This window comes from Solicola gregarius (assembly GCF_025790165.1).
GTDB lineage: Bacteria > Actinomycetota > Actinomycetes > Propionibacteriales > Nocardioidaceae > Solicola > Solicola gregarius.
This window is the reverse complement of record NZ_CP094970.1, coordinates 1,453,095-1,478,944: the sequence shown is the minus strand read 5'-3', so window position 1 is coordinate 1,478,944 and position 25,850 is coordinate 1,453,095. Positions and strand designations below refer to the sequence as shown.

Below are 25,850 nucleotides of genomic sequence, written 5' to 3'. Positions count from 1 at the left end.
GAGGGGAAGACATGGACGGTATCCGATACCGCCGGCCCGCGACGAGAGTCGTCGGCACCGGTTGTGCGGCGGTGATGATGGCGTCGTCGGTGCTGCTGATCGCGCCGCCATCGGGCGCTGCGCCCGACGACACGATCGTCATTGAGATCGCGCCCGATGAGACGAACTACGCGGGATGGCACCAGGGGTACGCCGATGCGGAGTACTCGTTCGGCCTGACCGAGGACGGCCTGAGCATGACCGGGAAGTCGCAGGTCATCAACGGGTACGACGACAACGACAGCGATCTCAGCGGTGAGGACAACGTCGATCTGCGCGCCGCACTGCGTGCTGCCGCGTACACGCTCGAGAGCGGCGAGGCGCGGTTCCAGGTCGCGCTGTTCTTCGACAACACCGACAACGGCACTGTCGACCCCGTATTCACCACGTTGCGACCCCAGGACCCCGCGACCGAGGGTAGGAACGAGGTCGGGACGAGCGACGCCTGGGTCTCGAGCAAGGCAATCGACGCCGACCACGGCGCGAACGCACCTGCTCCGCTCGGCGACCTACTCGAGGCGATCGGCGACCAGCGTAAGACGATCGGTTACGGCGTGCTCACCACGCCGGGTAGTGAGGCCGTCGTCGACTCGATCGACTGGGACGGCACGACGTACGCCTTCCGGTCGGCCGGGGCCGAGGAGAGCATGGTGGCCGACCGCGACATCGGATTCGACGAGACCCCGTACGCCGGCTGGCACCAGGGCGTCGAGAACGCCGGAGAGCCCGGGGAGCACGAGGTGACGGAGGACGGCCTGGTGATGACGGGGCGTTCGCAGGTCATCAAGGGCTACGACGACAACACCCTCGACGTCGACTCGCGGAACGTACACCTGCCGAGCGTGCTGGAGAACGCGTCGTACACGCTTGCCGAGGGCGATGCGTGGTTCCAGGTGGCGGCGTTCTTCACCGCCGCCGGCCAGACGGATCCCGCGTTCACCACCCTTCGACCCGCGCAGCCCGCGCAGGCCGGTGACGAGCAGGCGATCTCGCTGGACGACGAGTGGATCGCGAGTCGTGCCATCGGTGCGGTCCCGGCCAACACGCCGACACCGCTACGCGACCTCGTCGGCGCGATGACGGAGTACAAGGTGATCGGCTTCGGCGTCTACACCGAGGGCGATGGCGCGACCGTCAGCGACCTCACCTGGGATCACACGAAGTACACGTTCGCCGACACGCGACCGACCGGGACCGAGCAGGTCTTCTTCGCAGACATCGCGCCAGCGGAGACGGACGCGACGTATGGCCACTGGCACCAGGGCGTCGAGAGCGGCGCGTACGAGGTCAATGCCGATGGTCTCTTCCTCGACGGTCGCTCGCAGGTGATCAACGGGTACGACGAAGGAGAGCAGCCGAACGCCGGTCTCGACCGCGCGCTCAGCGAGGCGTCGTACACCGTCGAGAGCGGTGACGCATGGTTCCAGGTGGCAGTCGGCTGGGCCGAGGGCGGCTTCGCGACGCTGCGTCCGGCGGGCCCGGCGACCGCGGGTGAGAACGAGATCTCGCTCGACCAGGAGTGGATCTCGAGCAACGCGATCGGCGACGTACCCGCGAACGCGGCGATGCCCCTTGCGGATCTCGTGAACGCGATCCAGTCGCAGAGCGGGTCACATGTCCTGGCGTTCGGGGTGTACTCGGACACGGCCGGTGACGCGACCGTCTCGAGCATCGAGTGGGACGGCACGACATACGAGTTCGTCAACCGGGCTCCGAAGGCGACTCGGGAGTCGTTGGAGACCAAGGCACGCAAATCGGTGACGATGAGGTTCGACAAGACCGACCGGGACGGCAACCCCGTGACGTACGAAGTCGACAACCCGGTCAACGGCAAGGTCGAGCTCGACGGTCGGAAGGCCACGTACACGCCGGATCGCAACTTCACCGGCAAGGATCGGTTCCGGTACACCGTCATCGACCCGTATGGGGAGTCCGACAGCGGGTACGTCGTCGTGCAGGTCGAGAAGCTGAACGCAAAGGTCACCGGCATCAGGGTGACTCCCAAGAAGGTCACTCCCGCGAAGCGGGTCAGCGTGACCGTGCGCGTCGTCTCCGGCGGTGAGCCGGCGAGCGGCAAGGTGGCGATTCGGGCCAAGCGAGTCCTCGGGCAGAAGAAGCTCAAGGACGGCAAGGCGACCATCAAGATCGGCAAGCTCAAGCGCGGCAAGCACACGCTGACCGCGCGCTACCTCGGCACCAAGGTGTCGGCCAAGGCGAGCAGGCAGTTCACGATCAAGGTGGTGCGACGCTGACCTGACTCGCCCAGCTGTCGGTATGGGATCGGTGGAATAGGTATCCACCGATCCCACACCGACGCCAGGCTGAGCCGGCGTGGCCAGTGGCGGATCAGGCGTCGGTGTCGGCGTTGCGCAGAGTCAGCGCCGACACTGCCGCTGCACCGAGGGCGATCAGGATGCCGAGCGCACACGTGACCTGTACGCCGTGGTCGAACGCGAGATGCGCAGAGCGCAGCAGCGCGTCACCGGTGGAGCCGAGGCCGTTCGCCACCTCGACCGCGCCACCGAGCGTCTCGGTCGCAGCATCGGTGTCGGCTGCCGACATCCCGGTCGGCACGTCCATACCCGACCGGTACGTCGCCATCAGCACACTGCCGAGCACGGCCGTGCCGAGCACCGACCCGATCTCGTACGCGGTCTCGGAGATCGCCGACGCGGCCCCCGACTTCTCCGCGGGCGCGGTCGAGATGATGATGTCGTTGGTCAAGGTTTCGGCAAGGCCGATCCCGACGCCGACCGCGACGAACGCGACGCTGATCGACATCACGGTCGGCACCTCGCCGACGAACGTGGCGATCGCGTACCCCGATGCCGACAGCGCGAAGCTGCCTCCGATCAGCACGTGCGGGCGGATCACGCGTACCAGCCGAACGGCGACCAGCCCGGCCACGATCGACGCGACCAGCCCGGGTACGAGCACGGTGCCCGCCTCCATCGGGCTGAGCCCGATGACGAGCTGCAGGAACTGCGCGACGAAGAACAAGAACCCCGCGTACCCGAGGATGCTGAGCAGGTTCGATGCCACGGCGCCGCTGAAGACCGGGTTCGTGAAGAGCCGCACGTCGAGCATCGGCGTCGGCGATGCCAGCTGGCGTCGCACGAAGGCGACACCGGCGGCCAGGCCGACCGCGGCCGCGGCCAGCGCGTCCGACGACAGGCCGTGCTCCGCGGCGATCTTGATCGCGTACACCAGCGGCAGCATCGTCGCGAGCGACAGGCCGATGCTGGGCACGTCGACCGGTCCCGGCGTCGGGTCCTTCGACTCGGGTACGAGCCACAGCACGAGGGGCAGCAACGCAACGATCACCGGCACGGTGATCAGGAAGACCGAGCCCCACCAGTGGTTCTCGAGTAGCCAGCCGCCCATGATCGGCCCGAGCGCCGCTCCGCCGGCGAACGCGGACGCCCAGACGGCGATCGCGAGCCGCCGCTGGCGCCGGTCGCTGAAGATGTTGCGCAGCAGCGACAGCGTCGACGGCATCAGCGTCGCACCGAACACGCCGAGCAAGGCGCGCGAGACGATCAGCATCTCCGGCGTCGTGCTGTAGGCCGCGAGGACCTTCACGGCGCCGAAGCCGACGGCGCCGATGACGAGCAGCCGGCGACGGCCGATGCGGTCGCCGAGACTTCCCATCGCGACCAGCAGGCCGGCGAGCATGAGTGGGTAGATGTCGACGATCCACAGCAGCTGGTTCGACGTCGGCGCGAGCTCGGTCGAGATCGCCGGAAGTGCGAAGCTCAGCACGGTGTTGTCGACCGAGACGAGCAGGACGGGAAGCATCAGCACGGTCAGTGCCGCCCATTCGCGTACGCCCGCCCGGTGACCAGGTGCCGGTGAGCCTTGGTGGTGAAGTGCTCTGATGTCGGTGGACATGGGTGTACGCCTCCTTCTCTTGCGCGGCGCAGTCCGCTGCGGGACCGCGCGTTTCTCGTCGCCGGCACGGTTTTGGCCGACCCACCGACTGTACCGTCCAGCCGGTACAGTCACAAACGAATAACGGCGCGGCTTCGCCCCGTATTCCGGGCGAGGCGGCCCCGCCATGACGGACGTCTCACCCGCGACCCAACCCGCGGCACTAGGCTGTCCCGGTGGCCACCACACGCGACCGCATCCTGAACGCCTTCGAGGCGTTGCTCGTCGGGCAGGGTTCGAGGTCGGCGACCCTCGACGCGGTCGCCGAGGAGGCCGGTGTCTCCAAGGGTGGGCTGCTCTACCACTTCCCGAGCCGCGACGACCTCGTCGTCGGCATGCTCGACCGGCTCCGTGACATGGGCGCGAAGGATGCCGAGAAGATGCGCTCGGCACCGCAGGGCGCGGTGGCGTACTACCTGGAGACCTCGAAGCACACCGGGAGCGCATTCGACCGCGCGATGATCGCCGCCGCCAGGATCTCCCAGGAGTCCGATGCCCGTGCGTCGTCGGCGCTCGACGACCTGCGCGAGGCGTGGTTCGAGGTGCTCGACGAACAGCTCGACGACGACGAGCTCGCGCGTACGGTTCAGCTGCTGTGCGACGCGCTGTACTTCAACGAGACGATGGGTCTCGCCGAGGAGGCCAGCATGCCCGCCGTACGCGCGATCCTCGCCCGGCTGGGCGCGCTCGACGTACAACCGTGATCAGGCCGTGGGCGACGACCGCGCTCATCGCGACGGTCGCATCGCTCGCCCTCGCGCTCGTGGGCCTGCCGTCGCCGGTACTGTTCGGCGCGCTCGTCGGCGGCATGGCGTACGCCGTGCTCGGCAGTCGCCAACTGGCGTTGCCGGGCTGGTCGTTCGCGGTCGGGCAGGCCATCATCGGTGTGACGATCGGTGCGCTGGTCGACGTCGATACACTCGCCGCGCTCCGGCTCGACCTGTGGCCGATCCTCGGCGCCTGCATCGTCACGCTGGTGCTCAGCATCATCGGCGGGTACGCCTTCCGGCGCGGTCACGAGATGTCGCCCGCGACCGGGGTGTTCGCGATGATCGCCGGCGGCGCATCCGGTGTGACCGCGATCGCCCGCGATCTCGGTGCCGACGAGCGGGTCGTCGCGGTGGTGCAGTATCTCCGGGTGTTGCTGGTGCTGATCGCGATGCCGGTGGTCACGGCCGTCGTGTTCCGACCCGAGCGCGACAGTGCGGCCGCGGGTCTCGGCGGTGACACGACCCTGCTCGGCGGCACTGCCTTCACGGTCGTCTGCGTCGCGGTCGGCCTGCTGGTCGGCAGAGTCTCGCGGATGCCGGCGGGCTCGCTGCTCGGGCCGCTCGTCATCAGTGTGCTGCTGTCCGTGTCCGGCTGGTTCGACCCGATCGGTGGCGCGGGCGTCCCCGACGTACTGGTCAACGCCGGGTACGCGCTGATCGGCATCCAGGTCGGGTTGCGGTTCACCCGGGCCAGCCTGCGTGCGATCGCGGCGCTCCTGCCGCGGGCGATTCTGACCATCGGCGTGATGATCGTCGCGTGCGCCGGACTCGGCGTCGTCCTCGCCGCGTTGACCGATGTCAGTGCGCTCGACGGCTACCTGGCAACGACTCCCGGCGGTCTGTACGCGGTGCTCGCCACTGCGATCGCGACGGGGTCCAACGTGACGTTCGTGCTCGGTACGCAGGTCGCGCGGCTATTGGTCATGTTGCTCGCCGCCCCGCTGCTCGCCCGCCTGCTCCGTGGGCGTACCTGAACCGGCGTCGAGCCCGGGCGCCGTCAGTCGCAGTCGGTCCAGGTCAGGTCGACGGCGAGCCGGCGAAGTCGCCAGCCATCGGGCGTGCGCACCGCCTCGGCGCCGACACGTCCCCCGGCGTGTCGGTGCCGAGCGGTGGTCTGGTCGCCGCTCACGTGCGTCGAGTGCACAACGGCCGTCACATGCGCCGTGTCGCCCGCGAGTGTGATCGCGTGATCCGTCACGCCGTGCAGCGTGTGGGGGTACTCCGCCTGCAGCCCGCGTACGGCATCGCGGATGCTCGCGACCCCTGCGTACTCGCCGGACGGGAACTCGACGAGTGCAGACTCGGCGAAGACCGACCGCAGCCACGACCGGTCGCACCGCCGCTCGTCGAGCCCGGCGAAGAACGAGCGAAGCAGGTCGCGTACATCGTCGCGGTCGCGCGCGTCATGTGCGTACGCGAGTGCCTGGGCGATCTCCGCCTGATCCATGCGACCAGCGTAGAACCTCAAGTTTGGTTTATATCAAGGATCGGATGTGACCGGAATTGCAACGATCCGAGCGCCGCGGAGTCGTCGTCACGACAGGTGCCCGCTTAGACTAGGCCTCTTATGTCTGATTCCGAATCTCCCGCTTCCTTCGCCGAGCTCGGGATCGCGCCGCCCGTACTAGCCTCCCTCGCCGACGTCGGCTACGAAGCGCCGTCGCCGATCCAGGCCGCCACGATCCCGCCGCTGATGGCCGGGCGTGACGTGGTCGGTCTCGCGCAGACCGGCACCGGCAAGACCGCGGCCTTCGCGCTGCCGATCCTGTCGCGCATCGACGTCGGCCGCCGTCGACCGCAGGCCCTGGTGCTGGCGCCGACCCGCGAGCTCGCCCTGCAGGTCGCGGAGGCGTTCGGCCGGTACGCCGCGCATCTCGACGGAGTGCACGTCGTACCCGTGTACGGCGGCACGGGCTACGGCCCGCAGCTCGGTGCCCTCAAACGGGGCGCCCAGGTGGTCGTCGGTACGCCGGGCCGCGTGATCGACCATCTGAAGAAGGGCACCCTCGACATCTCCGAGCTCGACTACCTCGTGCTCGACGAGGCCGACGAGATGCTCGCGATGGGCTTCCAGGAGGACGTCGAACGCATCCTCGCCGACACACCCGAGTACAAGCAGGTCGCACTGTTCTCGGCGACCATGCCCGCCGCGATCCGCCGAATGTCGGGGCGCTACCTGCACGACCCCGAGGAGATCCGGGTCGAGGCGCGTACCGTCACGGCCGAGAACACCACCCAGCGTTACGCGATCGTCGACCATCGGCAGAAGCTCGAGGCGTTGACGCGGGTGCTCGAGGTCGAGTCGTTCGACGGCATGATCGTGTTCGTACGCACGAAGCAGGCGACGGAGGATCTCGCAGAACGCTTACGTGCAAGGGGATTCTCTGCGGCGGCGATCAACGGTGACCTCGTGCAGGCGCAGCGCGAGCGGACGATCGGCCAGCTCAGGTCGGGCGCGCTCGACATCCTGGTCGCGACCGACGTCGCTGCTCGCGGCCTCGACGTCGAGCGGATCAGCCATGTCGTCAACTACGACATCCCGTCCGACACCGAGTCGTACGTGCACCGCATCGGACGCACGGGTCGAGCGGGCCGTGCAGGGCAGGCGATCCTGTTCGTCACACCCCGAGAGCGCCGACTGCTGCGCGCGATCGAGAAGGCGACCCGCCAGCCCGTCGAGGAGATGACCCTGCCGTCGGTGGAGGACGTCAACTCGACACGGGTCAGCCGGTTCCTCGACTCGATCACCGAGGCGCTCGGCGCGAGCGACCTCACGTATTTCCGCGACCTGGTCGAGCGGTACGAACAGGAGCACGACGTGCCCGCGGCCGACGTGGCCGCCGCGCTCGCGGTCATCGCACAGGGCGACCGCTCGTTCCTGCTTCAGCCCGAGCCGCCGCTCAAGCGGCGGCCGCGCGACGAGGGGCACCGGCCCGCGCGGGTCGCCGGTCGTCGACGGGCCAACGGGCGCGCGATGGCGACGTACCGCATCCGGGTGGGGAAGCGACACAAGGTCAGCCCGGGAGCGATCGTCGGCGCGATCGCGAACGAGGGCGGGCTCGAGCGCCGCGACTTCGGCAAGATCGAGATTCGGGTCGACCACAGCCTCGTCGAGCTTCCGGCGGACCTGGATTCGTCTACCGTGCAGTCGCTGACTCGTACGCGGATCTCCGGGCAGCTGATCGGACTCGAACGCGAGCGCGCCGGCGGCGGATCGCGTGGTGGCGGCCGGCCCACCAATGCGCGGACCGGCGGTGCCCCTCGCGGGGCGGGCAAGAAGCGCGCACCGGACGGGACGAAGCTCCGACACAAGGGCCGTTGACGGTACGCATCGGCCCGTCGTCAGAGTTTCGCGCGATGAGCCTCAGCCGCGCTTTCGGTCGAACAAAATGACCTTGTTCTTCGCGCGCCAGCCGCGACCGTTGTCGGGAGCGACGTTGATGGACTGGGTGGTCGCGACGATCCAGCGGCCGTTCGGCGAGATGTCCGGCTGCCTCAGGTGGGCCTGCGCACCGTTCCCGCTCGGTCCGACCGTGAGGAGTCGCTTCCGCTGGGTCTTGCGGTCCCAGAGGTAGAGCCCGGCGCCGCCCTTGCCTGTGTAGGCGATGTATCGCCCATTCTCGGACAGCGAGGGCGCCTGGCCGATCGCGATGGTGCGCAGCTTCGAAGCCTTCGCGTCGAACAGCCGGACCCGTCGCTCGCCGCGAACCGTCGCCGAGAACGTGACATAGCGACCACCCGCGCTGACGGAGATGTGCTTAGGGTCGTGCCCCTTGCGCTTCGTGACAGGGGTCCAGCGATCGGTCCGCAGATCGCGAACTCGGAGCCTGCCCGCCGTGGTGCGCCACGCGACGTACCGGCCGCCCGCAGCGATGTCGCTCTCCTTACCGCGTCCGACGTACCTGCTCTGCTGTACTCCGGCGCGGGCGACGTAGACGTTCCATCCCTTCTTCGCCTTCGGCGAGATTCCTCTGTTGGGAGAGGCGTACGCGATCCGGTTGCCGTTTGCCGAGACAGACGAATGGCTCGCTGTCTGGGCTCGCTTGCCGTTGCGTTTGAACGCGACCCAGCCGGACTTGTTCGTCGCGAGGTCGAACCTACGTACGCGGTTGTACCAATAGGGGTCGTCCCAGTAGTCGCGCCGCTCACCGATCACGACCTCGGCGCCGGTGGCGAACTCGGCGTGCGCTGTACGCCACGCGAGCCGCTCGCGGGTATCGGCCTTGCGGTTGTAGAGCCAGGAGTTGTACCCGTACTCGCCGACGGGGCAGCCATATCCGAGCTGCGTCGGACCGCGCCCGACCACGGGCTCCCCACAGGCGGAGCCGCTACCTCGGATCGCAGTCGGCGCGAACGCGGGCATCGTGGTGACCAGGAGCTTGCGGGTCTTGGACGTGATCGAGGAGTCGGTCGAGTGTGCCTTCGCGCGGATCTGGATCTTGCCCTCGATCGGCAGCCGGTACGTCACCCGCGTGCGCGAGCCCGACTTGTGAGGCAGGGGCTTCTGCTTCGCCTTGCCGACCGTCGTCCACGCGCCGCCGTCTGCGCGTACCTGGATCCGGACGGGCTCGTGGTCCCAGTCGGCACGCGGGTCGCCACTCGGATAGCGGACCCGCACCGTCGTGTCGTGCTCGACGTCCTTGAGCGTCCAGGTCGGGATGGCGTACCTGACCCTGCCAGGCCTCGGCGCGCTCGTCGTGGCCTGTGCGTGCGGCTCGGCGTGCGTCGAGGATGTCGGCGCCCCCGAAGCGATCTCTCGAGCGGTCGACGATGGCCCGTCGCCAGCTGCGGATGCTGACTGTGTGAAGGGCAGCACCACGAGCAGCCCTGCCAGGGCTCCCCCGAGTGCGTCCCGTCGGGCGTGATGACGCATGTCCCGCGCCTCCCCTGTTGGCGTGCGGTTGCGGCAGGTGAGATCACCGTCGGGGCGCGGAAGTTCCATCGGATTTCGGGGACACGCAGAAACGCGGGGTACGGCAGCAGCCGTACCCCGCGTTCGGAGGTTGCGTCAGTTGATCATGCCGGCGCCGACGGTGACGCCGGTCGCCTCGTCGATCAGGATGAACGAACCCGTGGTGCGATTCTTCTCGTACGGGTCGCACAGCAGCGGCTGGGTCGTCCGCAGCTTCACCCGGCCGATCTCGTTCAGGCCGAGCTCGCCGGCCTCCTGGTCGCGGTGCAGGGTGTTGACGTCGAGCCGGTACTGGACGTCCTTGACGACCGTGCGGCACAGCCGCGTGGTGTGCTTGATGGACAGCTTGCGACCCGCACGCAGCGGCTCCGGCACCATCCACGAGACCATCGCGTCGATGTCCTGGCTCGGCGTCGGCGCGTTCTGCGGACGGCAGATCATGTCACCGCGGGAGACATCGAGGTCATCCTCGAGCCGCACCGTCACCGACATCGGGGGGAACGCCTCCTGCAGCGACGTCTCGAACAGCTCGATCGAGGCGACCTTCGAGGTGAGCCCGCTCGGGAGTACGAGCACGTCGTCGCCCGGCTTCAGGACGCCACCCGCGACCTGGCCGGCGTACCCGCGGAAGTCGTGGAAGTCGTCGGACTTCGGCCGGATGACGTACTGCACCGGGAACCGCGCGTCGATCAGGTCGCGATCGGAGGCGACGTGGACGTTCTCGAGGTGGTGCAGTAGCGAGGTGCCTTCGTACCAAGACATGTTCTCGCTGCGCGTCACGACGTTGTCGCCCTTGAGCGCCGAGATCGGGATGATCGTGAGATCCGGGATCGTCAGCTTCGTGGCGAAGGTCCGGAACTCCTCGTTGATCTTGTTGTAGACCTCTTCGTCGTAGCCAACGAGGTCCATCTTGTTCACCGCGAGAACGAGGTGGGGGACCTTCAGCAGCGACAGCAGCACCGCGTGCCGGCGGCTCTGCTCGGTCAGCCCGGTGCGTGCGTCGACGAGTACGAGCCCGAGGTCGGCGGTCGAGGCGCCGGTGACCATGTTGCGGGTGTACTGAACGTGGCCAGGGGTGTCGGCGATGATGAACTTGCGATTCGGCGTCGCGAAGTAGCGGTACGCGACGTCGATCGTGATGCCCTGCTCGCGCTCGGAGCGCAGGCCGTCGGTGAGCAGGGCGAGGTCGGTGTAGTCGAAGCCCTTGTCTTCGGACGTGCGCTCCACGGCCTCGAGCTGGTCCTCGAAGATCGACTTGGAGTCGAGCAGCAACCGGCCGATCAGGGTCGACTTTCCGTCGTCGACGGAGCCGGCAGTGGCAAACCGCAGGAGATCCATCAGAAGTAACCTTCCTTCTTGCGGTCTTCCATGGCCGCTTCGCTGAATCGGTCGTCGCCGCGGGTCGCTCCGCGCTCGGTCACCCGCGCGACCGCGATCTCCTCGATGATTTCACCGACCGTGGTTGCCGTGCTCTCGACGCAGCCGGTCAGCGTCATGTCGCCGACCGTGCGGAAGCGTACGGTGCGCTCCTCGACCGTCTCGCCGGCCCGCAGCGTCGCGTGGTCGCCCGCCGAGAGCAGCATGCCGTCGCGCTCGAAGACCTCGCGCTGGTGGGAGTAGTAGATGCCCGGGATCAGGATCTGCTCGCGGCCGATGTAGTGCCAGATGTCGAGCTCGGTCCAGTTCGACAGCGGGAAGATCCGCATGTGCTCGCCCTCGGCGATCCTGCCGTTGTACAGGCTCCACAGCTCGGGGCGCTGGTTCTTCGGGTCCCACTGGCCGAACTCGTCGCGGTGGGAGTAGACGCGCTCCTTGGCGCGGGCTTTCTCCTCGTCGCGCCGGCCGCCGCCGAACGCCGCGGTGAAGCCGTGTTCCTCGATCGTGTTGAGCAGCGTGCCGATCTGCAGCCGGTTGCGGCTGGTCTTGCCGTCGTCGATCACGACGCCGTTCTTGATCGCGTCGTCGACCGAGGCGACGATCATGCGCACGCCGAGCCGGTCGACCCAGCTGTCGCGGGTCGAGAGCACCTCGGGGAAGTCGAACCCGGTGTCGACCTGCATGACCGGGAACGGGATCTTGGCGGGGTAGAAGGCCTTCTCGGCGAGGCGCAGCATGACAATGGAGTCCTTGCCGCCCGAGAACATGAGGACCGGCTTCTCGAACTCCGCCGCGACCTCGCGGAAGATGTGAATCGACTCCGCTTCCAGCTCGTCGAGCTGGCTGAGGCGGTAGTCCGCGTGGGTGGACATGTGAAGAACTGACTCCTGGGTGGTAGGCAAAGCAGACGCCATCCTAACGGCGACTGGACTCCGATGATGAATCCGTATGGTTCGTGGGGTATCCGTTGCCGTCGCTCGGGACGTGGTCGAACGCCGGAAGTCCGTGTTGCCGGCGTACGAGGCCCCAGGCGACGGGCCCGAGGATCAGCATGGCAGCACCGACGATGCCCACGATAGTGGGGTCGACGTCGAGCATCGCGAGGCTGGTGAGGCTGAGCACGATGACGATGCCGCGGCGTACGACGGCCTGCGAGACCCAGTTCGCGATCCGGGCGCCGAGGTACGTGCCGGGGGAGCCGCCGATGATCAGCGGGATCACGACCTCGGGGTCGACGCCATGGACGATGACGTGCGAGATGGCGGCCGAGAGGACCAGCGGCACGGCCTGTACGAGGTCGGTGCCGACCAGCTTGACCGCCTGCAGCGTCGGATAGAGAAGCAGCAGCGAGACCATGATGAGCGAGCCCGACCCGACGGACGTGATGCCGACCAGCAGGCCGCCGACGAGTCCGATCAGCAGGGTCGGGATCGGGCGTACCGGCGGGTCCTTCTCGCTGATACTGCCGCCGCGGGTCACTGAGCGCAGCTGAAGGTACATCCGCAGGGTGTACGTCGCGGCCGTGAGCATCAACGCACAGCCGATCGCCGTCTTGACGAACTGGGTCTGCTCCTCGGTGCCGCCGACGGCCTTGATGATGAACGCGCCGGCGAATGCCGTCGGGACCGACCCGGCGACCAGCCAGGCGGCGAGCTTGAGGTTGGGTGACCCGCTGCGAGCATGCGTGATCGCGCCGACGGTCTTGTTGGCGGCCGCGGCCACGAGGTCGTTCGAGACCGCCGCGGCCGGCGGGATGCCGAGGAAGATCAGGGCGGGCGTCATCAGGGCGCCGCCCCCCATGCCGGTGAGCCCCACCACGATGCCGACCCCGAAGCTGACGAACAGCAGGTTCATCGCGTCGATGGTGAGCAGGTCACCCATTGCCGAACCCCAGCCAGCCGGCCCCGGTCAGGCCCTTCACGACGTCGGACAGGGCGTCCTCGATCGTGCGGCCGGTCGTGTCGACGCGTACGAGCGCGTCGTCGGGCTCCTCGTACGGTGACGAGATGCCGGTGAACTCGGGGATGATGCCTGCCCGAGCCTTCGCGTACAGGCCCTTGCGGTCGCGGCGCTCGCACTCCTCCAACGGGGTGGCGACATGGATCAGTGCGAAGCCGCCGCCCGCGTCGTCGACCAGCTGGCGGACGAGTCTGCGAGTGGAGTCGAACGGAGCGATCGGAGAGCAGATGGCGACACCGTGGTGTCGCGCGATCTCGGCGGCGACCCAGCCGATGCGGGCGATGTTGGTCTCGCGGTCCTCCTTGGAGAAGCCGAGGCCCTTCGAGAGGTGGTGGCGTACGACGTCGCCGTCGAGGCTGGTGACGGTGCGCTCGCCGCGCTCGACGATCAGGTCGTACAGTGCGCGCGCCAGTGTCGACTTGCCCGAGCCGGACAGACCGGTGAAGAAGATCACCAGACCGCGTTCGGAGCGCGGCGGATGGTCGTGGCGGCGGATCGCCTCGACGGCTGCCGAGCGCTCGCCCTCCGCGGCGAGAGTCAGCGTCTCGTCCGCGTACGCGGCGGCGACACCGGCACGGAACCGTACGTCGGCGTCGGCATCGTCGCGTGCCGCGACCGCGACGGCGACCACGACCGCGCCCGGGATGTCGCGCGCGGCGGCCAGCGTCGTGCGTACGAGAGCGGGGGCGGAGACACCGTGCGGTGTGCCAGGGCCGGTGTACGCGAGCAGCAGCGGCGTCTTGGCGGTCTGGTCCGCGCGCGCATTGATCGCGGCCACATCCGCGAGCGTCGGCGGAGCGACGACGGGCACGGCGAACGCGTCGGCGTGCTCCGCTCGTACGTCTGCGGGAGATCGGTGGTAGCGGCGGAACGCCCCGAACTCGTTCGGCGACAACGCCTCGACCGAGCCGGTGAGCGTGGTCGCGCCGTCGGCGGGCTCGCGCGCGTCGACGCTCAGCAGCGCGAGCGGCACGCCCTCGGGGTCGATCAGCTCGACGGCGTCGTCGACCGACTCGGCGAAGTCGCCGGTGGTCGTCACGGAGAAGCCGTCGTGGCCGGGCAGAGCGCCGGTGAGCTGCAGTTCGAGATCGGCGAGCTCACGCGGAGTCGGAGTCCATTGGGGGCGTGTCACCCGCAAGATTGTGCCAGTGTCCTAGCGAAATACACAAAAGGGTCGTAGTTCAGGCGACTTAATCGCGTGAGTGGCAGTTGCGCCGCGAGCGATTGAGACCGGTTACGCCCAGGTCTCCTACGCGTTGCGACCGGTTACGCCCAGATCGCTTCCTAGTGGACCGGGGCGTAACCGATCGCTTGAGGCACCAGCAACAACACGCCCACCCCGAGTCGGCGGCGACCTGCGGGGCGGTCAGGATGGGCTCCCATGAGCAGTCACACAGTGGTCGCGGAGATCGTCCGGTCGGGGTTCGTCGAGGGCCACCACCGCGGGTCGGCGGTGCGCATCGCGCCGGACGGCACCGTCGCGTGGGCAGTCGGCGACGTCACGTCGCAGATCTATCCGCGCTCGTGCAACAAGCCGATCCAGGCGGCGGCGATGGTACGAGCGGGCCTGCCGTTGCGGGGCAAGCTGCTGGCGCTCGCGGCGGCGAGCCACTCGGGTGAGCGGTTCCACATCGACGGCGTACGCCAGATCCTCGACGGCGTCGGGCTCGACGAGCGCGCACTGCAGACGCCGCCCGACTATCCGCGCGACGAAGCGGCGCGTCTCGGCTATGTCCGATCCGGCCACGAGCGCAGCTCGATCGCGATGGAGTGTTCGGGAAAGCATTCCGCGATGCTCGCCACCTGCGTCACCAACGGCTGGGCGACCGATACCTACCTCGCCCCGGACCATCCGCTGCAGGTGGCGATCGCCGAGCTGTTCGCGGAACTGACCGGCGAGCCGATCGAGTCGACCGGGGTCGACGGCTGTGGGGCACCGCTGCTGTCGACCAGCCTGACCGGACTCGCGCGTGCGTTCGCCCGCCTCGTACGCGGGGCGCCGGGGTCGCCCGGGGCGGCGGTGAGCGAGGCGATCGTCGAGTCGCCGGAGTACACCAGCGGTACGCGCCGCGACGAGCTCCGGTTGCTACGTGCGTTCCCGGGCGCGATCGGGAAGTCGGGTGCGGAGGCCTGTTACGCCGTTGCCCTCCCCGACGGCACGGCATTCGCCTGCAAGATCGAGGATGGCGGCGACCGTGCGCGTCCGATCGTGCTGGCCGAGGCGATGCGTATCGCGGGGTACGAGAGCCCCGTACTCGACGAGCTCGCCACGCACACCCTGCTCGGCGGGGGCGAGCCGGTCGGCGAGGTCCGGCCGACGTTGCGCTAGACCCCCGTGGGCATGACGTTTCGGCCCCAGAATCGCGAAATCGGGGCCGAAACGTCATGCCCACGGGGCCTGGCGGCGGAACCGCCGTTGTGGTGGGCTGTCGCCATGACAACGGATCCGATCCAGCAGGCCCGCCAGCAGAGCGTCGGCGACATCCCACGGCGGACGGCGACCCGCGTGCCCGACAAGCTCGCGCTGGTCGACGGCGAGGTACGCATGACGTTCGCGGAGCTCGAGCGGGCCGTTTCGCGTACGACTGCCGCGCTGCAGGCACACGGGCTCGCCAAGGGCGACCGGCTCGCCCTGTTGTCACACAACTCCTGGCAGTTCGTCGTGTTGTCGTACGCGACCGCGCGTGCCGGCGTCGTGCTCGTACCCGTGAACTTCATGCTCGGCCCCGACGAGATCGCGTACATCCTCGACCACAGCAAAGCGACCGCGTTCGTCGCGGAAGACTCGCTCGCATCCGTTGCGGAGCAGGCGATTGCCGCATCGCGGGGCAGCGTACGTGTGCGGGCTGCGACGGGTGACGGGCCGGACGGCTGGGAGGACGTACAGGGTTGGATCGATCACGCCGCCGGCGAGGCAACCCCGGTGGCGGTCGGCGACGACGATCCCGTGCGGCTGATGTACACCAGCGGCACCGAGTCGCGGCCGAAGGGCGCGATGCTGACCAGCCGGTCGCTGATGTGGCAGTACGTGAGCTGCGTGATCGACGGTCGGATGGAGGCCGACGACGTCGAGGCACACGCGCTTCCGCTCTATCACTGCGCACAGCTCGACTGCTTCCTGAACGTCGACGTCTACCTCGGCGCGACGAGCATCATCCTGCCGGGGCCGGATCCTGCGACGGTGCTGCGCACGATCGAGGCCGAGCGGGTCACGAAGCTGTTCGCGCCGCCGACGGTGTGGATCGCGCTGCTGCGCGCGCCCGAGTTCGACTCCACCGACCTGAGCTCGCTGCGCAAGGGCTACTACGGCGCATCGGCGATGCCGGTCGAGATCCTGCGCGAGCTGCAGCGCCGGTTGCCCGACGTGCGCCTGTGGAACTTCTACGGCCAGACCGAGATGGCGCCGCTCGCGACGATCCTCGGACCCGACGAACAGCTGAGCCAGGCGGGATCCGCCGGCCGCAACGCGCTCAACGTCGAGACCGCGATCGTCGACGACACCGACCGCGTACTGCCGCCAGGTGAGGTCGGCGAGATCGTGCACCGCAGTCCGCACGCGACGCTCGGCTACTACCGCGACGAGCAGAAGACCGCGGACGCGTACCGGGGCGGCTGGTTCCACACCGGCGACCTCGGCGTGATGGACGACGCCGGCCGGCTGAGTGTCGTTGACCGCAAGAAGGACATGATCAAGACCGGTGGCGAGAACGTCGCCAGCCGGGAGGTCGAGGAGGCCATCTACACGCTCGACGGGGTCGCCGAGGTCGCGGTCTTCGGTGTCGATCACCCCACCTGGGTGGAAGCCGTCGTGGCCGTCGTCGTACCGAAGAGCGGCGCCGGGCTGACCTCGGATGACGTCATCTCCCATGCGCGATCGGCGCTCGCGGGCTTCAAGACGCCGAAGTACGTCGTCGTCGCCGATGCCCTGCCGAAGAACCCGAGCGGCAAGATCCTCAAGCGCGAGCTGCGGACCGCCCACGCGGGCATCGCGAGCGGCTCCTGACGGCAGGTGAGCGGGCTCACCCCGCCCGCGCTTGCAATAGCAAGCACGCGCAAGCACGATGGAGTCGTGGCCAGATCGAAGGTAGGCAAGACCGTCGGGACGCTCGGCGAGTACTTGCTCGACCAACGCCGACAGGCGGAGCTGTCGTTGCGCCAGCTCGCCGAGCAGACCGGCGTCTCGAACCCGTACCTCAGCCAGATCGAACGCGGCGTACGCAAGCCCTCGGCCGAGGTGCTGCAGCAGATCGCCAAGGCGCTGCAGATCTCGGCGGAGTCGCTGTACGTACGCGCCGGCATCCTCGACACCGACGCGGCCGGTGGCCGCCAGGTCGAGGACGCGATCCGAGCCGACGCCGGCCTCGACGACCGGCAGAAGGATGCCCTCGTCGCCATCTACCGCTCGTTCACCAATTCCTAGGAGCCCGCTATGACCGCCAACCCAGCCAACCCGTTCTACGCCGCCGTAGGCGCCGGCGACGCCCTCGTCGAGAAGGTGCGGACGACCGACCCGTCGCAGCTGAAGGCACCGAAGCTGAAGGCACCGAGCGTCAAGGCGCCGCAGCTCGACGTCAAGGAGATCCCCGCACACCTCAAGGCGCTGCCCGAGCAGCTTCGTGAGCTGCAGGAGCAGGCACAGTCGTTCGCGACCGACAGCCTCGAGCACCTGACGTCCGCCTACAACGACTTCGCCAAGCGCGGTGAGACCGTCGTCGACGACGTACGCAAGCTCGATGTCGTCGCAGAGGTACGCGACGCCGTCTCCAAGCTGCCCGGCGTCGCCCGCCCGGACGCTGCCGCGCCGGCGACCGAGAAGCCCGCCGAGGAGAAGTCCGCGGCCGACAAGGCCACGAAGGCCGCGCCGGCAGAGAAGCCCGCCCCCAAGGCGACGGCGACGAAGCCCGCGGCCGCGAAGTCGACGGCGAAGAAGTCGACCGCCAAGAAGACCACGGCGAAGAAGGCGACCAAGAAGCCGGAGTGACACGAGCCGCCGGCGCGTCCCGGCGACGTTCGTCGTCGCGTCAACGGAGGCATCGGCCCGTCGTCCTGCGGCGGGCCGCTGCCTTGTCGGAACCGATACGCTCTACCTGTGGTCGAGATCTTTCAGTTCCAGTCTGCGGTCGAGACGGCCATCACGTTCGTGCTGCTCGCGATCAAGGGCTTCGCGTTCATCGACGCCGCCACTCGCCCGGCGGCGCAGTTTCTCGCCGCAGACAAGCAGACCAAGCAGTTGTGGCTCATCCTGCTCGGTCTCGCGTTCGTCGCGAACCTGCTGATCATCCAACCGATCAGCCTGCTCAACCTGGCGGGCACGGTCGCGGCGCTGGTATACGTCGCCGACGTCTGGCCGACGCTGCGCCGGTTGCCTCGCCGCTGAGCAGCGGCTAGCCCATACGCGCGCCGCTCAGGCGTCGACCGCTGCGCAGGATGCCATCGGCACCCATCTCGTGTCACCGTGTTCGGCGTTCGCGTCGTGCGCGAGAATCCCGAGCAACAGCGCCAGCCGGTTGAGGTAACGATGCGGCAGCGGGCTGAGCGTGTCCGGATGCTCGACCGACGCGGTCCACGTCGTACGCTCGGCGCGTTGCGCGACCGAGCGTGCCTGGTACAGCAGCGCCGCCGTGCCCGTGCCACCCGGAAGCACCGCGTCGTCGTACGACGAGACGAGCTCCGAGGAGTAGTGGTCACACGCCCGCTCGAGGCGTTCGACATGCGCCTCGGTGATGTGCGGTACGTCGGACTCGTCGCGCGCGTTGGCCGATCCGATATCGGACGTGAGGTCGTACAGGTCATGCTGGATGCTGCTCAGCATCGAGATGTCCTGGCTGTCGAGCCCGCCGCCGAGCGCGAGAACGACACCGATCGCGCTGTTCACCTCCCCGCAGTCCTGATAGGCCGCGAGGCGGATGTCGTCGTTGTTGACCTTTCCCACCAGGCCGAGCGTGGTGGTCCCGTCGTCACCCTCGAATCGCGGAGGGGAGACCGGTGCGGACACGTGGTTACCTTCGTCCTCACTCATCCTCGTTACTGTAACCAGGCTGGTGGCCGACTCGCGCGCCCCCCTTCCGATGGTGCAGGGTGTGGGGTGGCTTCTTGTTGCGGGCCGCACATGTCCGCGATGTGACCAGGACGACGAACGACGACCCTGGAGGCAGGTATGAGTGCCGATACGACCCCGACGAATCCGGCGGACTTCAATCCGCCGGACTCGCAGACGCCTGAGGGGGGAGACTACGGACCGCCGCCGGCCATGCGGGACTTCCGAGGTGGCTGGGCGACGATCGACAAGACCGTCTTCGGTTGGGCGTTCGGCGTCATTGCGGTCATCTGCATCTTCGGCGGCATCTTCCACGACAAGACCGAGGAATGGTCCGGCGAGGCGCTGAGCTGGGTCATCGAGAACCTCGGTTGGTTCATCATCCTTTCCGCGTCGGCGTTCGTGGTCTTCTCGCTGGTGCTGGCATTCGGGCGGTACGGGCGGATTCCGCTGTCGCGCAACGGCGAGGAGCCGGAGTTCAGGACGATCTCGTGGATCGCGATGATGTTCAGCGCCGGCATGGGCATCGGGCTGATGTTCTACGGCGTGTACGAGCCCGCATTCCACACCGCGGACCCGCCACCCTTCAGCTCTGCCGAGCCGGACTCCGCGGCGGCCGCCCACGATGCGATGGCAATCACGTTCTTCCACTGGGGATTGCACCCCTGGGGGATGTACGCCGTGGTCGGCCTGGCGCTTGCGTACTCGACCTTCCGGATGGGCCGCGGCAACCTGATGAGCTCGCCGTTCATGTCGGTACTCGGTCCCGAGCGGATGCGCCGCGGCTGGGGCAAGCCGATCGACATCCTGGCGATCATCACCACCAAGTTCGGATCAGCCGTCTCGCTCGGCCTCGGCTCCCTGCAGATGGCCGCCGGGTTCAAGCTGTTGAGCAGCGGCGAGGTCGAGGGCGAAGGCAGCAATCGGGCGGCGATCATCATCATCATGGTGCTGACGGTCGGCATCGTGCTGTCGGCGGCCAGCGGCGTCGCCAAGGGCATCCAGTTCCTGTCCAACCTGAACATGATCATCGCCGGCCTGCTGGTTCTCTTCGTCTTCGTCGCCGGTCCGACGGTGTTCATGCTCGACCTGTTCCCGAACGCGATCGGTGCGTACCTCAGCGACATCATTCCGCTGAGCTTCAACTCCGCGGCGTTCGGCGGAGCGGAGACGTCCGAGTGGCTGTCGACGTGGACGATCTTCTACTGGGCATGGTGGATCTCCTGGACGCCGTTCGTCGGCACCTTCATCGCACGCATCTCGCGCGGACGTACGATCCGCGAGTTCGTGCTCGGCGTCATGCTCGTACCGACCGCGATCAGCGCGGTGTGGTTCGTGGTGTTCGGCGGCGCGGGCATCGACCTGCAGCTCGGTGGCGTCAACATCGCCGGAGCGGACAACGAGGCGGCCGGCTTCTACAACATGCTCGACCAGTACCCGTGGCTGCCGATCACCGCCGGTACGGTGATCTTCCTGACGGCGATCTTCTTCGTCAGTGGCGCCGACGCGGGCGCGGTCGTGCTCAGCACGTTGTCGTCGCGCGGGCGCAAGGAGCCGTGGGAGCCGTTGATCGTCCTATGGGCGGTGATGACAGGTGTCGTGGCGGCCGTCCTGCTCGCGGTGGGCGGGCTCGGCGCGCTGAAGACATTCGCGATCCTTGCGGCCACGCCGTTCACGTTGGTGCTGATCGGGATGTGTTTCTGTCTCTATATCGACCTCCGTCGAGATCCGTTGCGAGAACGCCGAGCCGGGCCCGTACGCGGCCATGTGCCGGTCACCGCGCCCGAGTACGCGCCGTTCAGCGACGCCGACCTGGCGACGAACGGCGACGGCACCTCCGGGAACGGCACCTCCGGGAACGGCCTTTCGCCCGACCGGCAGGCCGAGCCGGAGAAGGAGCCGGAGTAGGGCAGTGACGCACCACGTCGGCGTGCTGCGCGGAGACATCACCGCGCAGCACGCCGACGCCGTCGTCAACGCCGCGAACCGACGGATGCGCGGCGGCGGTGGCGTGGACGGTGCGATCCATTCGGCGGGTGGGCCCGCGGTGCTGCGTGACTGCGTCGAGCGGTTCCCCGACGGGCTCGCGACCGGTCAGGCCGGCTGGACGACGGCCGGCGACCTGCCGGCACGGTGGGTGATCCATGTCGTCGGCCCGAACTACTCCGTCGGCGAGCATGACCCAGCGTTACTCGGGTCGTGCTACGTGAACGCGCTGCGAGTCGCCGACGAGCTCGGTGCTCGGACGCTCGCGTTCCCGCTCGTTTCGGCAGGAATTTTCGGTTGGCCTCTCGGCGAGGCCGCTCGCATCGCCGTACGCACCCTTCGGGACACCCCGACTGATGCTGAGACGTCAACGCTGGTTGCGTTTGACGCCTCCGCGTACGCCGCGGTCGAAAGTGCGCTCGCGGACGCCAACTACCGCCGGTAGTTGTCCGCGGACGCCTCGTGGCGCGAACCCGAGGCCTTTCCGTCGCCGATCGTCTATGTAACTATGCGTGTCCGGGGGGACGGTACTCGGGACTATCAGCGAGGGGTGCACGAACTTGATCGGCCACCAGGATTCATCAACACTGACTCAGCCCAAGCCGGCGGATGCTGCCAGATCCGCGTTTCCGGTGGTCAAGCTCGGGGGCTATGACCGGGCAATGGTCGACGAGTTCGTCCAACGACGAAATGCCAGCATGCGCGAGCTGGAAGGCGCGCTGGCCGCTGCCCGCAAGGATGCGCAGTCCGCGAGGCGCAGGGTCGGCGAGCTGGACGAACGCATCACCATGCTCGAGGAACGGCTCGCAGAATCCGCTCAGCCGTCGTACGCCGGGCTCGGCGAGCAGGCCCAGAAGATGTTCGCGGCCGCCGAGCAGCAGTCGGCCGACATCATCGCCGAGGCCCGAGTGGAAGCGAAGCGCCTCGTACAGGAGGGCGAGAAGACCGGCAGTGCCCGGCGCGCGGCGGCGGCCGACCAGGCGGCCGCGCTCCTCGGTTCGCAGCGTGCGGAGATCGAGCGGCTCCGTGACGAGGCACTCGGCGAGGTCGAAGGTCGCCGGGGTCGCGCCCAGGAGAAGGCCGACGAGGTCCTCACGAACTCCAGGCGTGAGGCGGAGCAGCTGCGACTGTCCGCACGGCAGGAAGCCGATGCGATGACGAAGACGGCGGCGCGAGACGCGGAGCAGCAGCGGGCGATCGCCGAGCGGGAGGTCGCCGAGGCGCGTCGTACGCTCGCGCTCGAGAAGGAGCGCATGGTCCGCGAAGCGACCGAGAGCCACAACGCGGCCCGTGCGGAGACCAAGCGCCTCCGTGCCGAGGTCGACGAGCAGTTGGCGGCCGACGAGAAGCGCGCCGCCGAGATGCTCGATCGGGCCGAGCGCGATCGCGTCGAGGCCCGCGACGAAGCCGATCGGTCGATCGCGCGGGCCCGTGAGGAGGCCGAGCAGATCGTCGCCGCCGCACGCGAGCAGGCCGGCCAGCTCGAGTCGCACGGTCAGTCGGAGGCCGAGCGGGTGCTCAACGCGGCGCGCAAGGACGCCGACGAGTTCCACCAGCACCGCGACGACATCATCGGACAGCTCGCGCAGCTACGGGACCTGGTCGGTGGCCTGGGCAGCGAGATCGCGCGGCCACGCGGCGACGCCGAGCCCACGCCCGAACGCTGACCGGGTCAGCGGGAGAGAGCGGAGAGCAGGGCCTTCATCCACGGGCCCATGTCGTCCGGGGTACGAGCGGAGATCAGGTTGTCGTCGACGACGGTCTCCTCGTCGACCCAGTCGGTGCCCGCGTTGACCATGTCGTCGCGGATGGCGCCGACGCTCGTTGCGCGGCGCCCCTGGAGGATCTTCGCGGAGATCGGTACCCACCCGGCGTGGCAGATGAACGCGATCGGCTTGCCCGCGGCGTCGAAGTCGCGCACGAGCGTCAGCACCTGCTCGGATCGGCGCAGCTTGTCTGGCGCGAAGCCCCCGGGTACGACGAGCGCGTCGAAGTCGTCCGCGGACAGCCCCTCGACGGCGGCGTCGACCGGGAACGGGCCATGCCCCTTCTTGCCGGTGACCGGTGACGTGTCGAGGCCGGCGACCGTGACCGCAACCTCCTCCTCGCGCAGCCGGAACACGGGATAGAGCAGCTCCATGTCCTCGAACAGGTCGGCGGCGAGTACGAGTACCTTCTTGTCCGCAAGTGCCATGTGCCCAACGTACGTCAGCCCTGCAGTGCCAAGTACGGCGCGAGTACGAGCAGCGCCCCGGCGAGGGCGTACTTGAGCCGGCGTTCGGGCAGCGCGTGGGCGATGCGCCAACCGATGAGCACGCCGGCGAGCTCGGGCACCCCGACCAGCGCGGCGATCGCCCAGTCGACCGAGCCGTGCGCGACGTACCCGACAGTTCCGACGCTGGCGATCACGACCGACTGCGCCTGTGCGGCCGCGAGCGCCGGCAGGACGGGCACTCCGAGGATCACCAGCAACGGAACGGACAGCATCGGGCCACCGATCCCGAAGAGTCCCGCCGCAACGGAAACCCCCAGCCCGACGGCGATGATGACGGGCTCGCGGGGTCGACGCTCATCGACCCCGGACGAGCGGAGCTCGCGTACCCAGACCAGCGCGCCGGTGACCGCGACCGCCGATGCGAGCAGGTAGGCGAACAGCGGCCCGCTGAGCACCGTGTTGAGCAGTACGCCGAGCGGCGTGCCGACGAGCGCGGCCGCACCGAGGAGCAGCGCCGTACGTCGAGTCGTCGGCTCCCGGAGCTGACCCGAGCGCGTGTACGCCCACGTGCCCAGCAGCCCGGTGGCGACATGGGTGACGATCGCCGTGCCTGCGACCCCGGACGGCGACAGGTCGGTGAGCAGGAACAGCCCGATGGTGGGCAGCACCCCGCCCGGCCCGACGGCCGTGATGCCGATCCCGCCGACCAGCCCGAACAGTGCGAGAAGTGCGAATACGGGCAGCGACGTGCTCAACCGCGGCGGCGAGCCGCCCGGCCGCGCTCGCTGTGGTCGAGGATCACCTTGCGGATGCGCACGGACGTGGGCGTGACCTCCACGCACTCGTCCTCGCGGCAGAACTCCAGCGACTGCTCGAGGCTGAGCTTACGTGGCGGAATCAGCTTCTCGAACGAGTCGGCAGTGCTCGACCGTACGTTCGTCTGCTTCTTCTCCTTGGTGATGTTGACGTCCATGTCGTCGGAGCGGGAGTTCTCGCCGACGACCATGCCCTCGTAGACCTCGGTGGTCGGCTCGACGAACATCGTGCCGCGCTCCTGCAGGTTGGTCATCGCGTACGACGACGCCGCGCCGGACCGGTCGGAGACCAGCGACCCGGACGCGCGCGTACGCAGGTCGCCCGCCCACGGCTCGTACCCCTCGAACACGTGGTGGGCGATGCCGGTGCCGCGGGTGTCGGTCAGGAACTCGGTGCGGAAGCCGATCAGTCCGCGCGCGGGTACGAGGAACTCCATGCGTACCCAACCGGTGCCGTGGTTGGTCATCTGCTCCATGCGGCCCCTACGTACGGACAGCAGCTGCGTGACCGTGCCGAGGTAGTCCTCGGGGCAGTCGATGGTGAGGCGCTCGACCGGCTCGTGCACCTTGCCGTCGACCTCGCGAGTGACGACCTGCGGCTTGCCGACCGTCAGCTCGTAGCCCTCGCGGCGCATCTGCTCGACGAGGATCGCGAGCGCCAGCTCGCCTCGGCCCTGAACCTCCCACGCATCGGGACGGTCGGTCGGCAGTACCTTGATCGAGACGTTGCCGACGAGCTCGCGGTCGAGGCGGTCCTTGACGAGCCGCGCCGTGACCTTGGTGCCCTTCTCGCGACCGGCCAGCGGCGACGTGTTGATACCGAGCGTCATCGAGATCGCGGGTTCGTCGACCGCGATCAATGGCAGGGGCTCGGGTGCCTCGGCATCGGCGAGCGTCTCGCCGATGTTGATCTCCGGGATACCCGCGATGGCGACGATGTCGCCAGGGCCCGCGTGCTCGCCGGGCACGCGTTCGAGGGCCTCGGTCACCAGCATCTCGGTGATTTTGACCCGCTCGATCGAACCGTCGCGCTTGCACCACGCGACCGTGGACCCCTTGCGCAGCTCACCCTCGCGCACGCGTACGAGCGCGAGCCTGCCGAGGAACGGCGAGGCATCGAGGTTCGTGACGTGCGCCTGCAGCGGCGCGCCCTCGGTGTACGTCGGAGCCGGCACGGCGTCGAGGATGGTCTGGAAGAACGGCACGAGGTTCGGGGAGTCCGGCAGACCGCCGTCGGCCGGCTGCTCGAGCGACGCGACGCCGGCCTTCGCCGATGCGTACACGACGGGGAAGTCGAGTGCGTTCTGGTCCGAGGAGTCGTCGAGGAGGTCGAGGAACAGCTCGTACGTCTCGTCGACGACCTCGGCGATCCGGGCATCGGGCCGGTCGACCTTGTTGACGACGAGCACGACGGGCATCTGCGCCGAGAGTGCCTTGCGGAGCACGAACCGGGTCTGGGGGAGCGGGCCCTCCGAAGCGTCGACGAGGAGCACGACGCCGTCGACCATCGAGAGGCCGCGCTCGACCTCGCCGCCGAAGTCGGCGTGGCCGGGGGTGTCGATGATGTTGATCGTCACGCCGCCGTCGGGAGCGCCCGGCCCGGCGTAGTGGACCGCGGTGTTCTTCGCGAGGATCGTGATGCCCTTCTCGCGCTCGAGGTCGCCGGAGTCCATGACGCGCTCCTCGACCTCCTGGTGCGCCTGGAACGCGCCGGACTGTCGGAGCATCGCGTCGACGAGGGTCGTCTTGCCGTGGTCGACGTGGGCGACGATGGCGACGTTACGAAGGTCGGGGCGAGTGGGCATGACTG

23 protein-coding genes are annotated in these 25,850 nt (G+C 68.6%); 12 read left to right on the top strand and 11 right to left on the bottom strand.

Annotated elements, in window-relative coordinates; genetic code table 11:
- The first annotated feature begins 11 nt into the window (after positions 1–11).
- Positions 12–2,291: an Ig-like domain-containing protein gene (locus L0C25_RS07425; protein ID WP_271635820.1), complete on the top strand. Its 2,280-nt coding sequence runs from the start codon at positions 12–14 to the stop codon at positions 2,289–2,291.
- 94 nt (positions 2,292–2,385) lie between these two features.
- Here L0C25_RS07425 and L0C25_RS07420 read toward each other — a convergent pair whose 3' ends face one another.
- Complete coding sequence (locus L0C25_RS07420; protein ID WP_271635818.1) at positions 2,386–3,930, bottom strand: MFS transporter; 1,545 nt, start codon at positions 3,928–3,930, stop codon at positions 2,386–2,388.
- 215 nt (positions 3,931–4,145) lie between these two features.
- On the opposite strand from L0C25_RS07420, the gene L0C25_RS07415 reads away from it, so the two are divergent.
- Both L0C25_RS07415 and L0C25_RS07410 read left to right on the top strand, forming a co-directional pair.
- Entirely contained in the window at positions 4,146–4,673 is a 528-nt protein-coding gene (locus tag L0C25_RS07415; protein WP_271635817.1) for a TetR/AcrR family transcriptional regulator, read from the top strand.
- Positions 4,670–5,713, top strand: a complete 1,044-nt coding sequence (locus tag L0C25_RS07410; protein ID WP_271635815.1) for an AbrB family transcriptional regulator — start codon at positions 4,670–4,672, stop codon at positions 5,711–5,713. The genes L0C25_RS07415 and L0C25_RS07410 overlap by 4 nt, the downstream gene beginning before the upstream one ends.
- 23 nt (positions 5,714–5,736) lie before the next feature.
- On the opposite strand, the gene L0C25_RS07405 is transcribed toward L0C25_RS07410, so the two are convergent.
- Positions 5,737–6,186 carry a nuclear transport factor 2 family protein gene (locus L0C25_RS07405; RefSeq protein ID WP_271635814.1) on the bottom strand — a complete coding sequence of 150 codons (450 nt, stop codon included), beginning with the start codon at positions 6,184–6,186 and terminating at the stop codon, positions 5,737–5,739.
- Positions 6,187–6,306: 120 nt separating this feature from the next.
- Here L0C25_RS07405 and L0C25_RS07400 point away from each other — a divergent pair, with 120 nt between their 5' ends.
- On the top strand, positions 6,307–8,061 hold the full coding sequence (locus L0C25_RS07400; RefSeq protein WP_271635813.1) for a DEAD/DEAH box helicase: 1,755 nt from the start codon (positions 6,307–6,309) through the stop codon (positions 8,059–8,061).
- A 42-nt stretch (positions 8,062–8,103) separates the two neighbouring features.
- Here L0C25_RS07400 and L0C25_RS07395 read toward each other — a convergent pair whose 3' ends face one another.
- From L0C25_RS07395 to cysC, 5 genes are all read right to left on the bottom strand, one after another.
- Positions 8,104–9,612 carry a TolB family protein gene (locus L0C25_RS07395; protein ID WP_271635812.1) on the bottom strand — a complete coding sequence of 503 codons (1,509 nt, stop codon included), beginning with the start codon at positions 9,610–9,612 and terminating at the stop codon, positions 8,104–8,106.
- Positions 9,613–9,747: 135 nt separating this feature from the next.
- On the bottom strand, positions 9,748–10,989 hold the full coding sequence (locus tag L0C25_RS07390; protein WP_271635811.1) for a sulfate adenylyltransferase subunit 1: 1,242 nt from the start codon (positions 10,987–10,989) through the stop codon (positions 9,748–9,750).
- Positions 10,989–11,900, bottom strand: coding sequence for a sulfate adenylyltransferase subunit CysD (gene cysD / locus L0C25_RS07385; protein WP_271635810.1), 912 nt, complete (start codon positions 11,898–11,900; stop codon positions 10,989–10,991). The genes L0C25_RS07390 and cysD overlap by 1 nt, the downstream gene beginning before the upstream one ends.
- A gap of 43 nt (positions 11,901–11,943) precedes the next feature.
- Complete coding sequence (locus L0C25_RS07380) at positions 11,944–12,909, bottom strand: sulfite exporter TauE/SafE family protein (RefSeq protein ID WP_271635809.1); 966 nt, start codon at positions 12,907–12,909, stop codon at positions 11,944–11,946.
- Positions 12,902–14,119 carry an adenylyl-sulfate kinase gene (cysC, locus tag L0C25_RS07375; RefSeq protein ID WP_271635808.1) on the bottom strand — a complete coding sequence of 406 codons (1,218 nt, stop codon included), beginning with the start codon at positions 14,117–14,119 and terminating at the stop codon, positions 12,902–12,904. The genes L0C25_RS07380 and cysC overlap by 8 nt, the downstream gene beginning before the upstream one ends.
- Positions 14,120–14,368: 249 nt before the next feature.
- Here cysC and L0C25_RS07370 point away from each other — a divergent pair, with 249 nt between their 5' ends.
- The 5 genes from L0C25_RS07370 to L0C25_RS07350 all read left to right on the top strand — a co-directional run bounded on the left by L0C25_RS07370 (position 14,369) and on the right by L0C25_RS07350 (position 18,364).
- On the top strand, positions 14,369–15,316 hold the full coding sequence (locus L0C25_RS07370; protein WP_271635807.1) for an asparaginase: 948 nt from the start codon (positions 14,369–14,371) through the stop codon (positions 15,314–15,316).
- A gap of 105 nt (positions 15,317–15,421) precedes the next feature.
- Positions 15,422–16,990, top strand: a complete 1,569-nt coding sequence (locus L0C25_RS07365; protein WP_271635806.1) for a fatty acyl-CoA synthetase — start codon at positions 15,422–15,424, stop codon at positions 16,988–16,990.
- Between the two features lie 66 nt (positions 16,991–17,056).
- Positions 17,057–17,407: a helix-turn-helix domain-containing protein gene (locus L0C25_RS07360; RefSeq protein WP_271635805.1), complete on the top strand. Its 351-nt coding sequence runs from the start codon at positions 17,057–17,059 to the stop codon at positions 17,405–17,407.
- A gap of 9 nt (positions 17,408–17,416) precedes the next feature.
- Positions 17,417–17,968 carry a hypothetical protein gene (locus L0C25_RS07355; protein ID WP_271635804.1) on the top strand — a complete coding sequence of 184 codons (552 nt, stop codon included), beginning with the start codon at positions 17,417–17,419 and terminating at the stop codon, positions 17,966–17,968.
- Between the two features lie 108 nt (positions 17,969–18,076).
- Positions 18,077–18,364 (top strand): DUF2516 family protein, encoded by a 288-nt coding sequence (locus L0C25_RS07350; protein WP_271635803.1) that lies wholly within the window; start codon positions 18,077–18,079, stop codon positions 18,362–18,364.
- 27 nt (positions 18,365–18,391) lie between these two features.
- Here L0C25_RS07350 and L0C25_RS07345 read toward each other — a convergent pair whose 3' ends face one another.
- The gene (locus L0C25_RS07345) at positions 18,392–19,006 is read right to left on the bottom strand and encodes an ATP:cob(I)alamin adenosyltransferase (RefSeq protein ID WP_271635802.1); all 615 of its coding nucleotides are present in this window, start codon (positions 19,004–19,006) and stop codon (positions 18,392–18,394) included.
- A 231-nt stretch (positions 19,007–19,237) separates the two neighbouring features.
- On the opposite strand from L0C25_RS07345, the gene L0C25_RS07340 reads away from it, so the two are divergent.
- From L0C25_RS07340 to L0C25_RS07330, 3 genes are all read left to right on the top strand, one after another.
- Positions 19,238–20,932, top strand: a complete 1,695-nt coding sequence (locus L0C25_RS07340) for a BCCT family transporter (RefSeq protein WP_271635801.1) — start codon at positions 19,238–19,240, stop codon at positions 20,930–20,932.
- Positions 20,933–20,936: 4 nt separating this feature from the next.
- Positions 20,937–21,455, top strand: a complete 519-nt coding sequence (locus L0C25_RS07335) for an O-acetyl-ADP-ribose deacetylase (protein ID WP_271635800.1) — start codon at positions 20,937–20,939, stop codon at positions 21,453–21,455.
- Positions 21,456–21,708: 253 nt separating this feature from the next.
- Positions 21,709–22,677 carry a hypothetical protein gene (locus L0C25_RS07330; protein WP_271635799.1) on the top strand — a complete coding sequence of 323 codons (969 nt, stop codon included), beginning with the start codon at positions 21,709–21,711 and terminating at the stop codon, positions 22,675–22,677.
- Between the two features lie 5 nt (positions 22,678–22,682).
- Here the strand turns inward: L0C25_RS07330 and L0C25_RS07325 are convergent, their stop codons facing one another.
- Genes L0C25_RS07325 through typA form a run of 3 tightly spaced genes read right to left on the bottom strand, consistent with a single transcriptional unit; the run spans position 22,683 to position 25,845 of the window.
- Entirely contained in the window at positions 22,683–23,204 is a 522-nt protein-coding gene (locus tag L0C25_RS07325) for a type 1 glutamine amidotransferase domain-containing protein (RefSeq protein ID WP_271635798.1), read from the bottom strand.
- Positions 23,205–23,218: 14 nt separating this feature from the next.
- A complete protein-coding gene (locus L0C25_RS07320) occupies positions 23,219–23,980 on the bottom strand; it encodes a sulfite exporter TauE/SafE family protein (protein ID WP_271635797.1) in 762 nt (253 codons plus the stop codon).
- Positions 23,977–25,845 (bottom strand): translational GTPase TypA, encoded by a 1,869-nt coding sequence (typA, locus tag L0C25_RS07315; RefSeq protein WP_271635796.1) that lies wholly within the window; start codon positions 25,843–25,845, stop codon positions 23,977–23,979. The genes L0C25_RS07320 and typA overlap by 4 nt, the downstream gene beginning before the upstream one ends.
- Positions 25,846–25,850: the final 5 nt, after the last annotated feature.